General features: G+C 41.7%; 16 protein-coding genes and 1 pseudogene. 1 reads left to right on the forward strand and 16 read right to left on the reverse strand.

Annotated features, from left to right (window positions below; genetic code table 11):
- Positions 1-100: 100 nt before the first annotated feature.
- The 4 genes from ACTNDS_RS12575 to ACTNDS_RS12590 all read right to left on the reverse strand — a co-directional run bounded on the left by ACTNDS_RS12575 (position 101) and on the right by ACTNDS_RS12590 (position 2,856).
- Entirely contained in the window at positions 101-229 is a 129-nt protein-coding gene (locus ACTNDS_RS12575) for a hypothetical protein (RefSeq protein WP_441036096.1), read from the reverse strand.
- A gap of 59 nt (positions 230-288) precedes the next feature.
- Positions 289-1,254, reverse strand: a complete 966-nt coding sequence (locus tag ACTNDS_RS12580) for a hypothetical protein (RefSeq protein WP_441036098.1) — start codon at positions 1,252-1,254, stop codon at positions 289-291.
- A 167-nt stretch (positions 1,255-1,421) separates the two neighbouring features.
- Positions 1,422-2,114: a carboxypeptidase-like regulatory domain-containing protein gene (locus ACTNDS_RS12585; protein ID WP_441036100.1), complete on the reverse strand. Its 693-nt coding sequence runs from the start codon at positions 2,112-2,114 to the stop codon at positions 1,422-1,424.
- 91 nt (positions 2,115-2,205) lie between these two features.
- Entirely contained in the window at positions 2,206-2,856 is a 651-nt protein-coding gene (locus ACTNDS_RS12590) for a Crp/Fnr family transcriptional regulator (protein WP_441036102.1), read from the reverse strand.
- A 155-nt stretch (positions 2,857-3,011) separates the two neighbouring features.
- Here ACTNDS_RS12590 and ACTNDS_RS12595 point away from each other — a divergent pair, with 155 nt between their 5' ends.
- On the forward strand, positions 3,012-4,802 hold the full coding sequence (locus ACTNDS_RS12595) for a flavin reductase (RefSeq protein WP_441036104.1): 1,791 nt from the start codon (positions 3,012-3,014) through the stop codon (positions 4,800-4,802).
- Between the two features lie 160 nt (positions 4,803-4,962).
- Here ACTNDS_RS12595 and ACTNDS_RS12600 read toward each other — a convergent pair whose 3' ends face one another.
- From ACTNDS_RS12600 to ACTNDS_RS12655, 12 genes and pseudogenes are all read right to left on the reverse strand, one after another.
- Positions 4,963-5,508, reverse strand: a complete 546-nt coding sequence (locus tag ACTNDS_RS12600) for a Uma2 family endonuclease (RefSeq protein WP_303242394.1) — start codon at positions 5,506-5,508, stop codon at positions 4,963-4,965.
- Positions 5,509-5,995: 487 nt separating this feature from the next.
- Complete coding sequence (locus ACTNDS_RS12605) at positions 5,996-7,324, reverse strand: IS200/IS605 family accessory protein TnpB-related protein (protein WP_441036106.1); 1,329 nt, start codon at positions 7,322-7,324, stop codon at positions 5,996-5,998.
- 174 nt (positions 7,325-7,498) lie between these two features.
- Positions 7,499-7,573, reverse strand: a pseudogene (locus tag ACTNDS_RS12610) (hypothetical protein); the annotation flags it as partial.
- A gap of 241 nt (positions 7,574-7,814) precedes the next feature.
- On the reverse strand, positions 7,815-10,460 hold the full coding sequence (locus ACTNDS_RS12615; RefSeq protein ID WP_441036108.1) for an ABC transporter permease: 2,646 nt from the start codon (positions 10,458-10,460) through the stop codon (positions 7,815-7,817).
- A gap of 15 nt (positions 10,461-10,475) precedes the next feature.
- Entirely contained in the window at positions 10,476-11,147 is a 672-nt protein-coding gene (locus ACTNDS_RS12620) for an ABC transporter ATP-binding protein (protein ID WP_006858253.1), read from the reverse strand.
- Between the two features lie 135 nt (positions 11,148-11,282).
- Complete coding sequence (locus tag ACTNDS_RS12625) at positions 11,283-12,182, reverse strand: sensor histidine kinase (RefSeq protein ID WP_118392952.1); 900 nt, start codon at positions 12,180-12,182, stop codon at positions 11,283-11,285.
- Positions 12,175-12,852: a response regulator transcription factor gene (locus ACTNDS_RS12630; RefSeq protein ID WP_055053976.1), complete on the reverse strand. Its 678-nt coding sequence runs from the start codon at positions 12,850-12,852 to the stop codon at positions 12,175-12,177. The genes ACTNDS_RS12625 and ACTNDS_RS12630 overlap by 8 nt, the downstream gene beginning before the upstream one ends.
- A 176-nt stretch (positions 12,853-13,028) precedes the next feature.
- Positions 13,029-13,985 (reverse strand): helix-turn-helix domain-containing protein, encoded by a 957-nt coding sequence (locus ACTNDS_RS12635; RefSeq protein ID WP_441036112.1) that lies wholly within the window; start codon positions 13,983-13,985, stop codon positions 13,029-13,031.
- 290 nt (positions 13,986-14,275) lie between these two features.
- Positions 14,276-15,766 (reverse strand): UDP-glucose--hexose-1-phosphate uridylyltransferase, encoded by a 1,491-nt coding sequence (gene galT / locus ACTNDS_RS12640; RefSeq protein ID WP_441036113.1) that lies wholly within the window; start codon positions 15,764-15,766, stop codon positions 14,276-14,278.
- Entirely contained in the window at positions 15,760-16,110 is a 351-nt protein-coding gene (locus ACTNDS_RS12645; RefSeq protein ID WP_441036115.1) for a DUF2500 domain-containing protein, read from the reverse strand. Before ACTNDS_RS12645 ends, galT begins: the two co-directional genes overlap by 7 nt.
- An 857-nt stretch (positions 16,111-16,967) precedes the next feature.
- On the reverse strand, positions 16,968-17,219 hold the full coding sequence (locus ACTNDS_RS12650) for a hypothetical protein (RefSeq protein ID WP_441036116.1): 252 nt from the start codon (positions 17,217-17,219) through the stop codon (positions 16,968-16,970).
- A gap of 85 nt (positions 17,220-17,304) precedes the next feature.
- Positions 17,305-17,514 (reverse strand): PF20097 family protein, encoded by a 210-nt coding sequence (locus tag ACTNDS_RS12655; protein ID WP_441036118.1) that lies wholly within the window; start codon positions 17,512-17,514, stop codon positions 17,305-17,307.
- Positions 17,515-17,598: the final 84 nt, after the last annotated feature.

Below are 17,598 nucleotides of genomic sequence, written 5' to 3' on the forward strand. Positions count from 1 at the left end.
AATACTCCTTTTCGATAAGAATTGTCATATCTGAATTCTTACCAAAAAGGAGTTATTTTTTACCAAAAACACAAACTATTTTACACTACCGTCATTTTTCTTAAAGATTATATTCTTTATATAACTGCTCACCTCTCGCCTGTCCGATTTCCTCTCCTTCTGCACGTCCAATCGCTTTTCCCTCAGCTTTAAGTCTTTCAGATTCCAGTTCCAGAACTTTTCCTCCCATAATTTCACCTATTCCTTTCCGAACATCTTCTTTTCGTAAAATATAGAGTACATTATATACTACCAGTATTTCTTCACATAATTTATAGCATCTTTTTCAGATAAGGAAAATTCTTCTATTACATTTTTAATAGCTGCTTTCTGGTCAAGTTTAAATTTTTTACAGGTTTTAATTGTGCCAGCAATCATGCCCTCCTGAAGTCCTTCTTTCTTGCCTTCCTGCTTTCCTTCCATTTTTAATTCTTCCAACGCACTACACATATTAACCTGACCTCCTTTTTGTTCCAGTTCTAAAGCATGATCTATCAGTTCCTGCGACTGTGTGATCGCTCCGATCACCACTCCCAGTTCTGATGCAATCAGCCTGTCTTTATATACTGTATTAATTTTATTATAATCACGTTCATATATAGAACGGCTGATATCAAATACAGTATTGACATCCTGATTATGAAACTGAAGTGATCCGCTTGTCCTTAATTCGAGTAAATTCATCTTATAGTCTGCTACCAGAGGTTTTATTTTCTCTGGAACCTCCAGCATATCCATCAGGCACAAAGGTCCGTCCCATGGATTCTCTCCATAATAAACGCAAAGGCTTATCATTGGATGCAGTCTGTCTGTTTTCTTCATATTGGAAAGAAACTCATCTGATGATGCAAAGTTCTTATCTTTTCGGTTCTTTGCTGCAATTTCCTGATACTCTTTTAGATAGGAAAAACCATCTCCAATCATATGACGAAGTGGCATTGCATAATGAATTTTTGCCTGATTTTCCAGTCCCCAGATTACAAAATCAATACCATATGCTGTTTTCTTTACAACATCCAGTACTTTCTGTACTGTTTCAGCATGTCCATTAAATTTGAGAAATGAGGAAACATCCGTGTCTGCTTCTGACAGATCAGCTGGATTCAGTACCTGTTCACCGTCAAACAATGCAGCATTAAACAAATCTGCAAAATGATGATTGTCTCTCCAAAAGTTCTTTAGTATGGTATCCGGTTTAATTTTATTTTGTTTCACCGTTTGCCATCCTCCTTTTCTAATATCACTATACCATAGGTTATTTTCGATTTCTATCAGAAAATTTTTCTAATCTTCCTTATCCCTGTTATTTTCTATGGTATAAGCGTTTTTCCCATGAACTTTAATACATAATTCGTCAAACTGAATGTTCCTGCAATACCGAATTAGTGAACATTCCGGTACCACTCCGTATAAACCCGGTTTAATGTAAAGGACATGATTGCCAGAACATTAGCCCTTATCGTATCCTCCGGCCATGTTGCATAAATTTCACTGCTGGCTACATTTTTAATATAATCTTTATATCTCACATAGTAATTTTCTGCTGAAGTATCTCCCACCGGTCCGTCATGTACGATCACATATTCCGGCACTACAACTTTACTTAGCACAATCTCCCCTGTCTCATTTACCGGTTTGATCTCTGCCTCCTCAATCTTTGGCGGATATTCATAAAACAATGTATGAGGCGGAATTACGATCCGCTGGTATTCTTCTGAAACAGATCTGGCAGCAAGCATCACCGGCTGACTGGACAGCACCTGTGGAAGCACCTCACTTCCAGCCACTTCCTCAGACTCAAATCCTTCTGCATCAATCTGCACCGTATATTCCGCATACGGTTGCTGTTCCACCGGTTCCATACTGTATTCCAGTGGCGGTGTTTTCAATTCAATCACCGGTGTCCGTCCTGAAGAATTCGTTACCAGCTCTTCGATCACAGAATCAGGATCCCCTGTATAAGAAATCTTTACCCGTGCATTCTCCACAGGTCGGTTACTCAACTGATCCACTACTGATACTTGATACCTCCCCCTATCCACATTTTCCTGCTGCATCCGTCTATTCTTATCCAAGTCCATACAAACTCCTGCAAAACTACTTTCCTGGTATTTTATGCATCAGAGTTATATTTGCCACTGCCATTCTCTCAAATGCACGGACGTATTATGAATTCAATCTGTAAGGAAACACAATATCTCTACCTTCTTTTGCCACGATTCCATCCTCTTCCAGGCTTTTTAATTCCCTTGTCATAGCACTTCTGTCCACCCCAAGATATTGAGCCAATGCTGTATAAGACATTGGAATATGTATTTTGCAGCTGTGTTTTTCCACAGAAAGTCCATTCAGATACGCAAGCAGCTTTTTCCTTGTAGTAGCTCTGGACAAAATATAAATCCTCTGCATTTGCTGTCTGGACTGTAAAGCAGTCATCTGCAGAAGATTACTGATCATCTGACTGTGATGATGACAGGCCTTCTCGCACCTTTTAATCACATGTTCATAATCAATAAACATTACCTTTGTTTCTTCCTCTGCTTTCACATAATAATGCTGGGAATCTGCCGGAAGCAAAAAAGGTTCCCCAAAAACTGTATCTTTTTTCAATTCGTCAATCATATATTGATTGCCATCTTTATCACAACAGTACAACGTGGCCCTGCCATAAAGGATCAGTCCTATTTTATGCATAGTACTGGAATATTCCATAACTATCTCACCATTTTTAAAGACAAGTTCTCTTGCCTGAAAACAAACACGCATTCTTTCCTGCTCTTCGGGCAGAATATCTGTAAATAAAGTAATATGTGACATAATCATTCCTCCTGGTTCTTTTTAATATATCACATTTTTATCAATAAAGCATTCTTTTTGTGACTTTTGCAACAGAATTATCTTTTATTCCATGTTATCATATAAATAAATTCAAAACACCATTCATTCACTTAATAAAAATGGGAGGAAACTACATGAAAATTACAGAAACCATTAAATATGTCGGCGTAAACGATCATCGGATTGATCTGTTCGAAGGTCAGTACAAAGTTCCAAATGGAATGTCCTATAATTCCTATGTGATTTTAGATGAAAAAATAGCAGTTATGGACACTGTAGATGCAGATTTTACTCATCAATGGCTTGATAATATCCAACAGGTTCTGGAGGGACGTACTCCTGATTATCTCATCGTACAGCATATGGAGCCTGACCATGCTGCAAATATTGCCAATTTTTTGAAAGTTTATCCGAATACTACTGTTGTGGCTACAGCAAAAGCTTTCCATATGATCCGCAATTTCTTTGAGCTTGATCTGAGCAATCAGAAAATAGAAATGGAAAACGGCGGCACTCTTTCTCTTGGATATCATCAACTTACTTTTGTATTTGCCCCAATGGTACACTGGCCAGAGGTTATGGTTACTTATGACAGTACAGATAAGGTACTTTTTTCCGCTGACGGATTTGGCAAATTCGGCGCGCTAGATGTAGAGGAATCCTGGGATGATGAAGCAAGAAGATACTTTATCGGAATCGTAGGGAAATACGGAAAGCAGGTACAGAACCTCCTGAAAGTTGCAGCCACCCTCGATATTCAGATCATCTGTCCGCTGCACGGTCCTGTCCTTACAGAAAATCTTGGACATTATATTCATCTTTATGATTTATGGTCATCCTATACACCGGAAGCAGATGGAATTGTTATCGCGTACACTTCTGTATATGGTCATACCAGAACTGCAGTTTCTTTACTTGCCGATAAACTGAAATCCAGAGGATGTCCCAAAGTCCTGGTCTATGACCTTGCAAGAGACGATATGTCCCAGGCAATCAGCGATGCTTTCCGCTATCCCAAGTTGATTCTTGCAACTACTACTTATAATGCAAGTATTTATCCATTCATGAATGATTTTATCACCAGACTGGTAGAACACAACTATCAAAACCGCACCGTCGGTCTCATTGAAAACGGAAGCTGGGCACCTTTGGCTGCAAAAATCATGAAAGAAATGATGGACAAATGTACTAAAATAGACTGGTTAAAAAACTCCGTACACATCTGGTCTGCTGTCAAAGAAGAAAATCGCAGAGAAATCGATGCAATGGCTGATGAACTCTGCAAGGAATATATCGCAAAAGACGACTCTCTGGCAAACAAAAACGATATGACAGCTCTTTTCCGCATTGGTTATGGACTTTATGTCGTAACTTCCAATGATGGCAGAAAGGATAATGGTCTAATTGTTAACACTGTTACCCAGTTGACAGACAATCCCTATCGTGTAGCGGTAAATATCAACAAAGCCAACTACTCTCATCATGTAATACAGCAGACCGGCATTATGAATGTTAATTGTCTGTCTATTGATGCACCATTTTCCATCTTCCAGCAGTTTGGTTTCCAGTCAGGAAGAACTGTTGATAAATTTGCAGGTGAGAAAATCAACCGTTCCGGAAACGGTCTCATCTTTCTTGACAAATATATCAATGCGTTCATGTCACTGAAAGTAGAACAATATGTGGACCTGGGCACACACGGAATGTTTATCTGTAGTGTCACTGAAGCTCGTGTCATGAGCGATCAGGATACTATGACCTATACCTATTATCAGCAAAATGTAAAACCGAAACCTCAGACAGAGGGCAAAAAAGGTTTTGTATGCAAAATTTGCGGATATATTTACGAAGGTGATGAACTTCCGGAAGACTTCATATGCCCACTTTGTAAACATGGTGCTGTAGATTTCGAACCAATACAGTAAACCTTTCTGAAAAATAATCTGACAAAAGCCTCCCAGAACAATTCTCCGGGAGGCTTTCACTATGAGAAAAGCCCCCAGAATTAACTCCCGAAGGCTTTCATGCTACCTGATTCATTTCCGTTCTTCTCTAAAGCATATTGTTTTTTATCCATAAAATCACCTATAATTCCATACTTCCAAAATCAATTGCAAGATCATCATAGATTCCTACTTTGATAGAATCCTGTAAGGTACATTCATTGATACTTTCATCACCGGTAAAATTATATACTATAACACGATTCTTCTCAGGATCAACAATCCAATATTCCTTAACACCTGCTGAACGATATTTCAGAAGCTTTAACAGGTAGTCCATTTTCTTACTTGCTGGTGATACAATCTCAATAATCCAATCAGGCGCACCCTTACACCCTCTATCATCAAGCTTATCTAAATCACAAATTACAGAAATGTCTGGCTCTACATAAGTATTGCTTCTTTCATCCAGATAAACAGCAAACGGTGCTGCATATATTTCACACTTTCCTTTATGTGAACGGATATATTCACGAATGATACCAGAAAGTTCCATTGATATTTTCTGATGTTTTCGGCTTGGTGGTGCCATCATATACATACGACCATCAATCAGTTCTGCTCTTTCTCCATCTGGTAAAGCATATATATCATCTATAGTATAAGCTTCTTCTTTCAATAATGGCATGTTATCACCTCCAAGTGAGCTTAGCTATAAATATATTATAATATAGATTATATCTATTCAGCAACCTGTTTTTTGATTCTGACAAAACTATATCACTTCCTGGTTCCACTCCACACCATTTGTATCTGTCCATGTGTCTTTTCCATCATAAATATAGACAGTATTAGTACAATCCATGTAACGGCCATCCACTAACTTATAAACGAATGCCTATACATACCATCATTGCACACACCAGAGTACATACATTGTACAGACTGCTTAGCTGATTCCATAACTGATACGATGGTGCATTCGATGCACTAAGGTCACTTACCGCAATAAGTGAACCTCACATGGCTAAAGTCACGTGCTTCCAGACGCTTTAGGCGTCAGACTGAATATCGGCGGATACGCCTGTAACTTAGGTGCGCAGTTATGCGCATTTCCCATGCCAGATATGGCTGGTTCCCACATTACAGGTAGTCCGCTGTATATCTGCCTGTATCTATGCTACTTTTAAGAGTTCCATTTCTGAATGGAGTTTCCTCAGATCTGCATAGACGCATGAGGTTCTACGCTTTACAGGAGGGACTTTTGCCTCCAGTAAAGACCTTTCCGTTGCCGGAAGGGGTTTTAAAAGTTCCCTTATAAAATATCTAGCTCCTATATTATAGGATGCTGACAGGTCACAATTATATCGTTTTCCTGTCTGAAAAGTACAGAGGCTGTGATTTTCCCGGTCACGTGTTACCGCCCCGGAACCATCATAAGCCAGTCTGCTGGTATTCCATGCACAGATCCGGGATATCCGCATCTCTTTCCTGTGTGCCTGATGTTCACAGCGTCTTTGGATATCCCGCTTTCTCCACAGGTGCAGTTTCTGTTTTTTCTTTCCCGATATCTTCCCCTGCATCTCCAGATACTCGAACACGATCACATATGCATGGTTTTCTTCCGCATATCTTACAATCGCACCTGCAGTCTTTTTGCCAAGTTCTGTGTTCAGACGTTTCGTATATGCCCATCTTCCCTGTGTCTGCGCAGAGCCATGTTCCCTCTGGAATCTGCGGATCCGTCCCAATGTACGGTACATCCGGTCTTTTTCACTGGGATAATCTATGAATCTTCTTCCCAGGACAGTTCCGTCTGCCCGCATGATGGTACAGACTGCATCGGTATTGATCCCTAAGTCCACACTGCAGATAATCTGTTCTTTCACAGGTGTTTTGGTAAGTGTTACTTCTTCTGTATAGGAAAAACGCAAAAAGTACTTCTGGTGTCTCTTTTCCAGAGTTGGAGCAGATGCCTTTTTCCCCGACCAGTATTTTCTCAGATATTCCATATCTGTATGCTCCAGACGTACACAGAACCATATCCAGTCATGACCGTCATAGAGTTTCAGGTATGCTTCGTCTTTTCCTTCCGCTCCCTCACGGTACATGACATCACGGTAGAAGACCGGCATGGCGTGGTTTTCATATACAAGCCTTGGTTTCCCACTCTTTCCGTCTGTCTTTTCCCACAGATCCAGCCGTGTTTTATAAGAGGATACTATCCCCAGTGCATGCTGAATGGCAGATCTGCGCAGATAGGAAGGCATCTTTGGGAACCGGATATCAAAATCAAAACAGGCATGGTTTTTCTTCGTAGTATGTACCAGATGTTCTGCAGCATTAAAACGCCTCTTTGCATCCGGGATTTCTGCTAATTTTTCCCATACCTGCACATAAATCCCAATCAGATAACTGACAGCAGAACGGTAGATCTCCAGTGTCTGGCGGATTGGGATATTATGTTTTCGTAATTCTACACCATAACTGGATATTATCTGCATTTTTATTTCTCCCTGATAACTCTTTTCTCAGATTCTGTTGTTTTTTCTATTACCCATGGCTATATTTTAGCACATATAGTGCCAGAAGTAAACATGCGTTCTTTCTTTGAGTAAAAAATTTGCGCGTCTAACTCATCACTACTACTTACTTAAATGAAAAACTAAATTCCAATTCTACTTAAAATTTTTCTTTCCAGTGATCACACCACTGGAACTTACCGTTGCGATCTTCTTATTTGAAGAACTGTAGGTAACCTTCTCCTAGGAAGTAATCGGGCTGATGACCGGTTTCAACGTAAGTTTTTTATTTCTTGCAACGGTCACGCTTGATTTCAGTCCGGTGATCTTTGTTGTTCTTACTGTTGTTTTTTGCACAGTAACGGAAATGACCTGTTTCTTGCCGCTGGCCAGTGTAATGGTCACTTTGATTATTATTTGAATTCCAGCCCTCAGCCTTTTCATTGACAGAGGGCTAATTTTGGCTTAACAATTATTGAGCATCCCTTAACTGATCTACAATGCTGCATTTCGCTGCGTTATCATACATCATGCAAGGAATCAGCCACCCAAGCAGAAGAAATACCGGAATTGTCAGCAGGACAGGCAGAACGGTGAACCGATACTCAAAGAACCAGAACATACTGCCCAGCATTTTTCCTGCAAGAGGTCCCACCGCCAGCGACAGAATAAAAGCCACCGCTACGGAGGACATTGCGTAAAACAATCCCTCGTAGATCAGCATGGTTTTGAGCTGCCGGTTCGTCATTCCTACAGCCTGAAGCACAGCAAATTCACGGCGGCGGGAAAGAATACCGGTCATCATGGCGTTGAAGAAATTTAAGAGTCCCACCAGCCCGATGATAGCACAGAGGGTACCACCTATCAGAAGGAACATCTGCCGGTACTGAGCAAATTCAGAGCGAGCCGTGGCCTTGCTTTCATACATCAAGGGCGAAAACTCACCGGCAGTGAGCTTCGATAGATATTGCTCTGCTTCGGCCTCGTCAGCGTCGTCCGCTGTGTCGAACAGGTAGAGCATCGGAATGGCTGCACCACCGCTGTCCCGCTGTGCGGTATCCACAGACAAAACTGCATCATAGCCAACGCCGCTATAACGATAACTCATGGAATTCGGAAGATTTACCAAGGCGCAGACCGTGTACTCTACATCTCTGGCTCCATACAGTTTTTTCTGAATGTACTCCTCCGGTGTATCTTCGGTGCGGAGTTCTCCGGTGCGGCTGTCGATATATTTCACATCATCCGCATAGGTAGCGGTGATCGTGTCTCCCACCTTGGGGTAGTATTCAAGATTGGGCAGATTACCGTAATCATCCAAAGAAACCGCAATGGCAATGGCGTTATTGTCCGGCTCCAACATGGGAGAAATATCTCCGTCGAGCACTTGCAGCTTGTCAAACAGACTGTTATCCAGAGCTTCGATTCTGGTATCTCCCATCACCATATTGCCCCGGTGCTCCAGACGGCTCATATGGCTGTCCAACTGCTCGGCGCTTTCGTACCTTGCATAGTCCTGCCGCAGAGCATCCTCCGCCATCCACAGATATTTGGGTTTTCGCACAGCATATCCCGTGCCGGAAAGACTGGCCTTTGTGTTTGCTGCGATCTCTTCGATCTGTTCCGGCGTGATGAATTCATCTGCCGGGTTGTAACGGAAATAGTCGGGAGTGCTGACGATAAAATCGGCGCAGGTCATGGTGGATACATACTTCTCCATGCTGAAGCCGCCCACAAAGGCACACAGCGCATTGAACAGTGTCACCGACAGTGCCAGAGACACCACCACCAGTACCGTCTTTTTCTTGTTTCGTCCCAGATTGGCAAAGGCCATCTGATGGAGCTTCGCTCCCCGGGTACTGCGCCGTTTTTTCTTCGTCTGCATCGCATCCGTATATTTGGTAGCCTCCACCGGAGAAACCTTGGCTGCCATTTTTCCGGGCTTGGAGCAGGACAAGAGCACTGTCAGCAGAGCAAACAGCACGGAGCCAACAAGGATCACAGGCGAGGTGCTGATGGTAGTGATGCCCATCCCCAACTGGGTGGAGCGCAAGACAACAGGTACCAGAACAGCGCCAATGCCGTAGCCCAGCAGCAGCCCTGCCGGAATGCCGATCAGACAAAGCAGAAGTGCCTGCTGGCGAATGATGCGTTCGAGCTGCCGGGGCGTTGTGCCAATGGTTTTCAGAAGTCCGTAAAACCGGATATCCCCTACAACAGAGATCTGGAAAATGTTATAGATGATAAGATACCCAGTGAAAATCACCAGCAGCAAAAAAGCTGCTATGGCGATCACAAGTTCCGGATCAAGCTTCGACTCCAGCTGGGATGAGGTATATCCCCAGTTGACGCCGATCCGGACGCTGTTGGGATCGGTATAGCTGTCCCATGTGTAGCCAAGATCGGTATCCACCTGCTCCATCTGCCCTTGAATGTTTGTGCCGGAGGCCAGCATGACATTCAAATCGGTGCGGAAAGGCTGTAAACCTGTTTTCACTGCCTGCGCTTCGATGTCATCTGCGTAATCACGGCTGATGTTGATGTAATGAACAGGCATTAGTTCATCATAGTCCCAATAGCCCACCAGCGTAAAGGTGTCTGTTACAGTAAAGGCGGTTTGATCCTTGTCCGTAATGGAATAGGAAACCGTGACCTCGGCGCCCAGCTCCGGCGTTACGCCAAGCAGCTGCAACGCTGCCGTATCCATGGCTACCTCTTTGCCGCTTTCGGGCATCCGTCCGGTAGTAGGGGTTGCATAGCTCCATTTAGTGCAGTTGGCATCCATGTAGCTGATCTCTGCCGGTATTTTGGCAAAGACCCCCTCCGCAGTGATACCGATTACCTTCCGTGCCCCCGTAGCCTTCACCTTTGGGTGGGCAGCGATGCGTTCCGCCTGCTCGGGGGAAACATCCTTAAAGGTGCCATGCGCATAGCCGCCTACCTGCCGAAACTGGTAGGTTTCATAACTGGCGTTCAACGACAAGACAATGGTGAACATGGACGTAAATAGCAGCGTTGTCAGCGCAATGGCAAAAATGGCGATCAGATTGCGACGACGGTTCGCATAAAGAGATTTTAAGCTGAGTTTTCGAATACATTTTCGATTTTTGACATTCATCGTAGCCACCTCCCGTTAGTTCTGGGAGACGATCCGACCGTCTTCGATACGGATAATGCGGTCTGCCATCTGCGCAATTTCTTCGTTGTGAGTGATCATTACGATTGTCTGGGCGAACTTTTGACTGGTGACTTTCAAAAGGCTCAATACATCCTGGCTGGTTTTGGAATCCAGATTGCCTGTGGGTTCATCTGCCAGAATGATAGCGGGTGCTGCCGCCAGCGCACGGGCAATGGCTACTCGCTGCTGTTGACCGCCTGAGAGCTGATTGGGCAGCGCATCCAGACGATCATCCAGCCCAAGTGTCTGTACAATCTGCTGTACGAAATCCTTATTGACCTTGCCACCGTCCAGCTCAATGGGTAGAACAATATTTTCATACACATTCAGCACCGGAACAAGATTATATGCTTGGAACACAAAGCCGATTTTCCTGCGGCGGAAGATGGTCAGCGCTTCCTCCTTCAGGGAGAAAATATCCTGTCCGTCCACCATGACCGTGCCGCTTGTAGGGCGATCCAGCCCGCCCAGCATGTGCAGCAGCGTGGATTTGCCGGAGCCGGATGTGCCGACAATTGCAACAAATTCGCCCTTCTTTACACTTAAATCAACTCCATCCAACGCATGAACTGCGTTATTGCCGGAGCCATAAATCTTTTTCAGGTTTTTTGCCTGTAAAACTTCCATAAATGAGTACCTCCATAAAAAAATCTGTATGTATGAAAGGAAATGATCCTTTGATACATACAGATTATCGCATAGGAATCTTTCCACATTCTTTCCGGCGGAAAATGAAATCTAACAGTTTTGATAGAATTGTTGTTATTTCGGCAGAAATATGGAAAACGTACTTCCTTTTCCCGGAACGGAAGCAACCTTGATATAACCGCTCTCACCGGATATAATCTGTCGGGCAAGGTATAAGCCGATGCCAACCCCTTCTTGTTCCTGAACAGCATTTGAACGATAAAAACGGGAAAATATCTTTGCCTGCTCGTTTTCCGGGATACCTGAACCGGTATCCGATATATCGATCCTTGTAAACATTTCGTAACTTACGGTAGAAATCGTGATTGTTCCATGCTCCGTATATTTGATGGCATTGTCTACAATATTAGCCAGTGCTTCCGCTGTCCATTTGAAGTCAAATGTAGCGGAAATATCTGTATCGTACAGATATATGGATAATCCTTTTCCAGAAGCCTTGGCGGCATATTGTTCTACTACGCTTTCAAGCAGCGGCTGAAGTGATGCTTGCTGAGGGGAAAGTGAAATGATCCCATTTTCCAGTCTGGAAAGTTTTACGAGAGAATCAATCAGAAATCGTAGCTTTTCCGATTGTTTGTACAGTGCCTCCACGTTTTCCTTTGCCGATGCAGGCAGAGTTTCCTCCATCAAAAGCTCGCTGTATAACAGCAGGTTTGCAATCGGCGTTTTCGTCTGGTGGGAAATGTCCGCAATCAAGGATTTGATTTTGTCTTTTTCCTGTGCCATATTTCGAGAAGATGCTTCTGCGGCAGAAAGATAGTGTGCAAACTTTGTTTCCAAAGCAGACAGCTGGCTTTCATCAAAAGTGATTTCAGAAAAAGAACCGGTCATGGCAGCGTCCAGCATCCTTTCGATTTCTTCCATCGTTTTTCTGACCTTTCTCCGCTCCCATAATACAACAGCTGCCGCCGCCAGAGAACACAGCAGTATGATCACAATGCCGGTTTTATTCATCTTTTGTCACCCAGCTATAACCGATTCCATAGACGGTTTTAATGTATTTCTGTGCCCCAAGCTTATCCCTCAGACGCTTGATCGTAACAGACAAAGCATTTTCATCCACATATTCAGCACCATCTGTCCAGATCCTGTCTACAAGGTCTCCACGGGTCATGGTTCGACCACGATTTTCAACAAGCAGACGCAGTAATTTTTGTTCTGTTTTACTCAATTCCACTTTTGAATCTCCCACATAAAAGGTCATTGCTTCAAAGTCAAAGTGAAAAAGATCAATATGGATCGGTGCATTTTTATGGCTTGACGTTTGCTTTCGCAGTTGGGTATTCACCCTTGCCCGCAAAACCGAAAGAGAAAAGGGCTTGGTAATGTAATCATCAGCGCCCCTCTCCAGTCCGTCCACGATGTCCAGATCGGTATCATTGGCAGTCAGCAGAATAACAGGAATCCCGGGTGTGGTTTCCTTGACCTCCCGTAGCAATTCAAGCCCACTGCCATCCGGCAGATTGATATCTAACAGGATCAGGGATACACCGCCGCAAAGCAGCTGCTCCTTCGCCGTTTTCAGGTCTTTGCAGGAAATAACCTTCCGATCATCTACTTTCAGTGCTTTGCATAAACCTTGATTCAAACCAATATCATCTTCAACAATCAATAATTGCTCCATATATCTCACTCCCTCGTTACTCAAAGGTATTCGGCAAAGATAATAAAAAGACACAAAAATAACCGCTTCAGCCTCGCAAACTGAACGGTTATTTTCAATCAATTAAGTATGTGGACAAACCGTCTATCGGTAGCACTCTTTTTCTATAATCATATTAGCACGCATGTGTGGAAATGTCAAAATTTTTCTTCATTCTCTTGGTTATTAATCTCCTTGATCAGCTGTACTGCCTTCTCTGCATCATCGGTTTTCACGAATATATTCACACCATATATTCCAAATCCAGGTGCTCCATGCATTGCAACATTCGCACCTGCTTCCTGGGAAAAAGCTTCTATTTCACTTTGCTTTAACATTTCTACGAGCTGTTCTGTCTCTACTATATTCTGTGCATTATAAATCTTTGTCCATTCTGTCTTAGATTGGGAAGTTTCTTTTCTCTCCTGAACATTTGGTGAATTCTGACTTCTTTTTCGATTAATAAATGCTAAGGTCCTAAGAATAATAAATGACACAATAGTAATACCTATCAGAAATCCCAATGCCAATCGTGTTATCTGTGTTTCTGTAGCTCCCATTCTAAATAAACATATACCATAGATGACGGTAAAAATTCCTGCACATATTACACTGGTGAGAAAATTTCGCCATATAGCAGCACTTTTTGGCAGGCATTTATCCCATATTCCATTATACACCATAATAGCTACATATAGGATTCCTCCTACTAAGACAGTTACTATCTCTCCCAAAACCAAACGAGTATCCACTATTAATAGCATCTGAATAATAATCGCTAACACACCAATCACAAACATTGATGCAAATGCAAGATTTCCAGCCTTTAATGCTTTTTGTTTCACCCATTCTTCATACACCGCAACTTTGTCCAGTGTTTCTTTCATCTCTTTATTCATAGTCTGGCTCCTTTCTCCATCCAGGAGCTCTCTCATCTCAACATCGTAATATTCAGCAAGTTGAACAAGTACACTGAGATCTGGCATATTTATTCCTGTTTCCCATCTGGAAACTGTTCTTGCAGATACCCCAAACTTCTCGGCAAGCTGCTCTTGTGTAAGATTCTTTTCTTTACGACATTGCTTTAAAAAAGCTCCAATCTTTTTTGTATCCATGTTTCTACCTCCCTTCCTCTTACAGCTTACCAATATGCACCAAAATTACCACGACATAAAACGAGAATCCGCTAATTTTCAACCGGACATCGTATGTCTAAAACAAATAAACAGCATTTTCACCCCGAAAACATTCTATTTTTCTATAAATTATCTTTCTCTTTTATGTCTCTCCATAAGCAACAGAATAAACATAATAAACCATATCGCACATGCAATTAAACATCCGATTCCTGGTTTATCTGTACTCCTGCAATCATTTCCTGCAAAGAATCCTTTTATTTCAATTTTTATAATGTTTCAAGAAAACGCATGAATGCTTCTCTTCCCTCGGTCGTACATTTGTATACTCCTGCATCTTCCAGAACATGGGTAAATACGATTCCAATCTCTTTCTGAAGAATGCCATGGATGTTTTCTTTTGTGATTTCCGGATATTTCGGAAGGAACTTCTTAACCCACTCTGCATGTTTCTCAATCTGTTCATTTGAAGAAATATCTTTGCCTTCGAGAATATACTTTTCCAGAAGTTCCATCTCTCCTTTTAATCTGGCCGGAAGAACTGCAAGGCCCATAACTTCGATCAGACCGATATTTTCTTTCTTAATATGATGATATTCTGCATGCGGATGATACACGCCCAGCGGATGTTCTTCTGTTGTAATGTTGTTTCTTAATGTCAGATCCAATTCGTAGATATCCCCTACTTTACGTGCAATTGGTGTAATTGTATTATGAGGCTCTCCATTGGTTTCAGCATAAATAAATGCTGCTTCGTCAGTATAACCTCTCCATACTTCCAGCACATGTGTTGCCAGATCTACCAAACGGTTAGAATCTTTATGACGAATACGAAGTACAGATAACGGCCATTTTACAATTCCAGCCTCTACATCTTCAAATCCCGGAAGTACCACGTGCTGCTCAATTGGTGCTTTTGCCATTGCAAATGTATAATGTCCACCCTGGAAATGATCATGGCTTAAGATCGAGCCGCCTACGATCGGCAGATCTGCATTAGATCCAAGGAAATAATGCGGAAACAGTTTTACAAAATCAAACAGTTTAATGAATGCATTTCTCTCGATTTTCATTGGAGTATGCTGGCAATTAAATACAATACAATGCTCATTGTAATATACATACGGAGAATACTGGAATCCCCAAGGAGTATCATTGATTGTGATCGGAATAATCCTGTGATTCTGCCTTGCCGGATGATTAACACGTCCCGCATATCCTTCATTTTCCGGGCAAAGAAGACATTTCGGATAGCTTCCGGATTTTACATTCCTTGCCGCGGCAATTGCTTTTGGATCTTTTTCCGGTTTGGACAAATTGATGGTAATATCAATCTCACCGTATGGACTGTCTACCTTCCACTTTTGATCCTTCTCTACGCGATATCTGCGGATATAATTGCTGTCCTGACTCAGTTTATAAAAATAATCGGTTGCTTCCTTTGGGATTTCTTTATATTTATCCCAGAATTCTTTTTGCACCTGGCCCGGACGCGGCATCAGACAGTTCATTAATCTGGTATCAAATAGATCCCGGTATACAATACTGTCTTCGATCAGTCCTCTTTTTACGGCTTCGTCCAGCAATTCGCCCAATGTTGCTTCAAGATTAACAGATTCCTCAATGTTGTCCGGTTTCTCATAGTCATCCTCATGAAAAACGTCCAGCAGAAGATTTGTTGTGTAGTTTCTTTCACATTCCGGTGTCAGACCTGTTGTAATTCCATACTGTACCAGTTTTGCAATGCTTTCACTTAACATTTTTCTTCCTCCTGTGCTTCACTTTTAAATTTATATTTTTGGTAACATATATACCGATTTCCCTGATAAGTCAGCATACCTCGATCGCCTTTTTCCAATTCACGAAAATCTCCCTGTTGCATTTGAAATTCCATCAAACTTCCATCTGTCATCTCAAATACAACGCGAAACCAAGGTACATGTGCTTCAGACTGCATATGGGTATAGATACCTTGCTTCTTTTCAACTACAGTCGCATCAACAGATTCAACTGCCGCACTGCTGTTATTGCTAAAACCTAACAACATTTTGGTAAATACAAACATCATGATTATGAGTGCTGCTATACAGATTATAAATGCCATCCTATTTCTCCTTTAGACCTCAAATCCTGCATCCATGCAAATGTCTGTGATGCTCTTATCAGTACATTCCAATTAATCTCCTGCAAGTTTTGTCTACTTTTTCTTCCCATTTGGCAAGTAATATACGTCTTCTGATATTATAATGTGCTTGTAAGATAAAGAAAGGAGGAAAACGAAATGAAAAGATTTAAAGCATACGTCAACTACCTCATGAACTTCTATGCAAACTACTTCAAAATTTACCTCTATATGTAAAGGACACTCCTGCCATCACAGGAATGTCCAATACGGAAACCCAGTTTCAATGGTTTCCCTTATTATACTCTAATTTAGTTGCATTTGTACATGAACAGGATTCTCGAAAACATAGACAAAATTGAACAGAATTATGAAAATACCCTTACCACGTTTTTTGATTTATAAACCACTTATTAGCAGACGGATCCGCCAATGCTGAAAACGGATAGTCCGTTTTCCCTTCAGTTTTTAATTTATGTGACATTTCGTTTCTCTTTTTGTGGTATAAAAATAGCTCATTAACCATTTGGATAAAATACTATGTAAATTTGTTATTAAACTGTTCGTGAATCAGGTAAATAGAAATTTATAACTTTCTCCAAATAATCAGTTTTAGGATAATACATACGACCACCACAACAGCCACCAAGGCACCATCCAACAGTAACTCTGTGTACCACGGTGCAGATTGCATGACATATAGATTTGGATAGGTTTTAAAATGCCAAAACTTATAAATTCCGAACCCAATGAAAACTCCTATGAATGAACCGATAACGATGTTTAAAAAACAATTCAACTTTCTCAGCATGGCAGTGCCCCCCTTTCCAAATTCCAATTTATTTCTTCTCATTGTTTTTGATAGCTTTTAGAATACAAATTCCCATTGCCAAAACAGGAAGCAGCACCCTAAGAGTCCAAAATCCTTGAGGATCACCAAAATCAATATTTACATCTATAAACAATCCGATAAACCATGATGCTACCCCTGTAAATTTCAAAGTTCCATTGTCTCTTCTATTGTGATCAGAAATTTTCCCAGGTTCCAGATACAATTTTATCTGATAAGTATCTTCACGTTTTATCTTCATCGCCTGATTCCTCGCAAGTAATCGTATTCAAATTCAATTGGTTCCCATCTCTACATAAAGCATATTTTTCAAAGAATTGAAAATCTCAATATTCGTAAGAAACAATAATCTTTCTGCAAAAATCACAATTATAGGCAGCTATGCGATCTCCAGATATCCTTGCTGCCAACTCTGGATCCGTATTTAATCGCAAACTCTCAGAGTCTTCTTTCCACTCCAGTCCTGCCCCTGCACCAACCGCATGCAACTGATCTTTTCGCATTTTTCCTTCACAATATGGACATCTCATATTCATGTCATCTCCTTTAAGTAGTTAAAGTTCCTCTTGTTACCGAGTATTATCCTGTTCCTAGATAGATTGTATATCTCCTTTCGCATA

The sequence above is a fragment of the Blautia sp. HCP3S3_C12 genome (genome assembly GCF_052064155.1).
In the GTDB taxonomy this organism is placed as follows: Bacteria; Bacillota; Clostridia; order Lachnospirales; family Lachnospiraceae; genus Blautia_A.

Bases quoted from the DNA above. Each gene is read 5' to 3' on its own strand.
- ACTNDS_RS12575 (WP_441036096.1), bottom strand. From the start codon at position 229: ATGGGAGGAAAAGTTCTGGAACTGGAATCTGAAAGACTTAAAGCTGAG.
- ACTNDS_RS12590 (WP_441036102.1), bottom strand. From the start codon at position 2,856: ATGTCACATATTACTTTATTTACAGATATTCTGCCCGAAGAGCAGGAA.
- ACTNDS_RS12595 (WP_441036104.1), top strand. From the start codon at position 3,012: ATGAAAATTACAGAAACCATTAAATATGTCGGCGTAAACGATCATCGG.
- ACTNDS_RS12600 (WP_303242394.1), bottom strand. From the start codon at position 5,508: ATGCCATTATTGAAAGAAGAAGCTTATACTATAGATGATATATATGCT.
- ACTNDS_RS12605 (WP_441036106.1), bottom strand. From the start codon at position 7,324: ATGCAGATAATATCCAGTTATGGTGTAGAATTACGAAAACATAATATC.
- ACTNDS_RS12615 (WP_441036108.1), bottom strand. From the start codon at position 10,460: ATGAATGTCAAAAATCGAAAATGTATTCGAAAACTCAGCTTAAAATCT.
- ACTNDS_RS12620 (WP_006858253.1), bottom strand. From the start codon at position 11,147: ATGGAAGTTTTACAGGCAAAAAACCTGAAAAAGATTTATGGCTCCGGC.
- ACTNDS_RS12625 (WP_118392952.1), bottom strand. From the start codon at position 12,182: ATGAATAAAACCGGCATTGTGATCATACTGCTGTGTTCTCTGGCGGCG.
- ACTNDS_RS12630 (WP_055053976.1), bottom strand. From the start codon at position 12,852: ATGGAGCAATTATTGATTGTTGAAGATGATATTGGTTTGAATCAAGGT.
- ACTNDS_RS12635 (WP_441036112.1), bottom strand. From the start codon at position 13,985: ATGGATACAAAAAAGATTGGAGCTTTTTTAAAGCAATGTCGTAAAGAA.
- galT (WP_441036113.1), bottom strand. From the start codon at position 15,766: ATGTTAAGTGAAAGCATTGCAAAACTGGTACAGTATGGAATTACAACA.
- ACTNDS_RS12645 (WP_441036115.1), bottom strand. From the start codon at position 16,110: ATGGCATTTATAATCTGTATAGCAGCACTCATAATCATGATGTTTGTA.
- ACTNDS_RS12650 (WP_441036116.1), bottom strand. From the start codon at position 17,219: ATGAAGATAAAACGTGAAGATACTTATCAGATAAAATTGTATCTGGAA.
- ACTNDS_RS12655 (WP_441036118.1), bottom strand. From the start codon at position 17,514: ATGAATATGAGATGTCCATATTGTGAAGGAAAAATGCGAAAAGATCAG.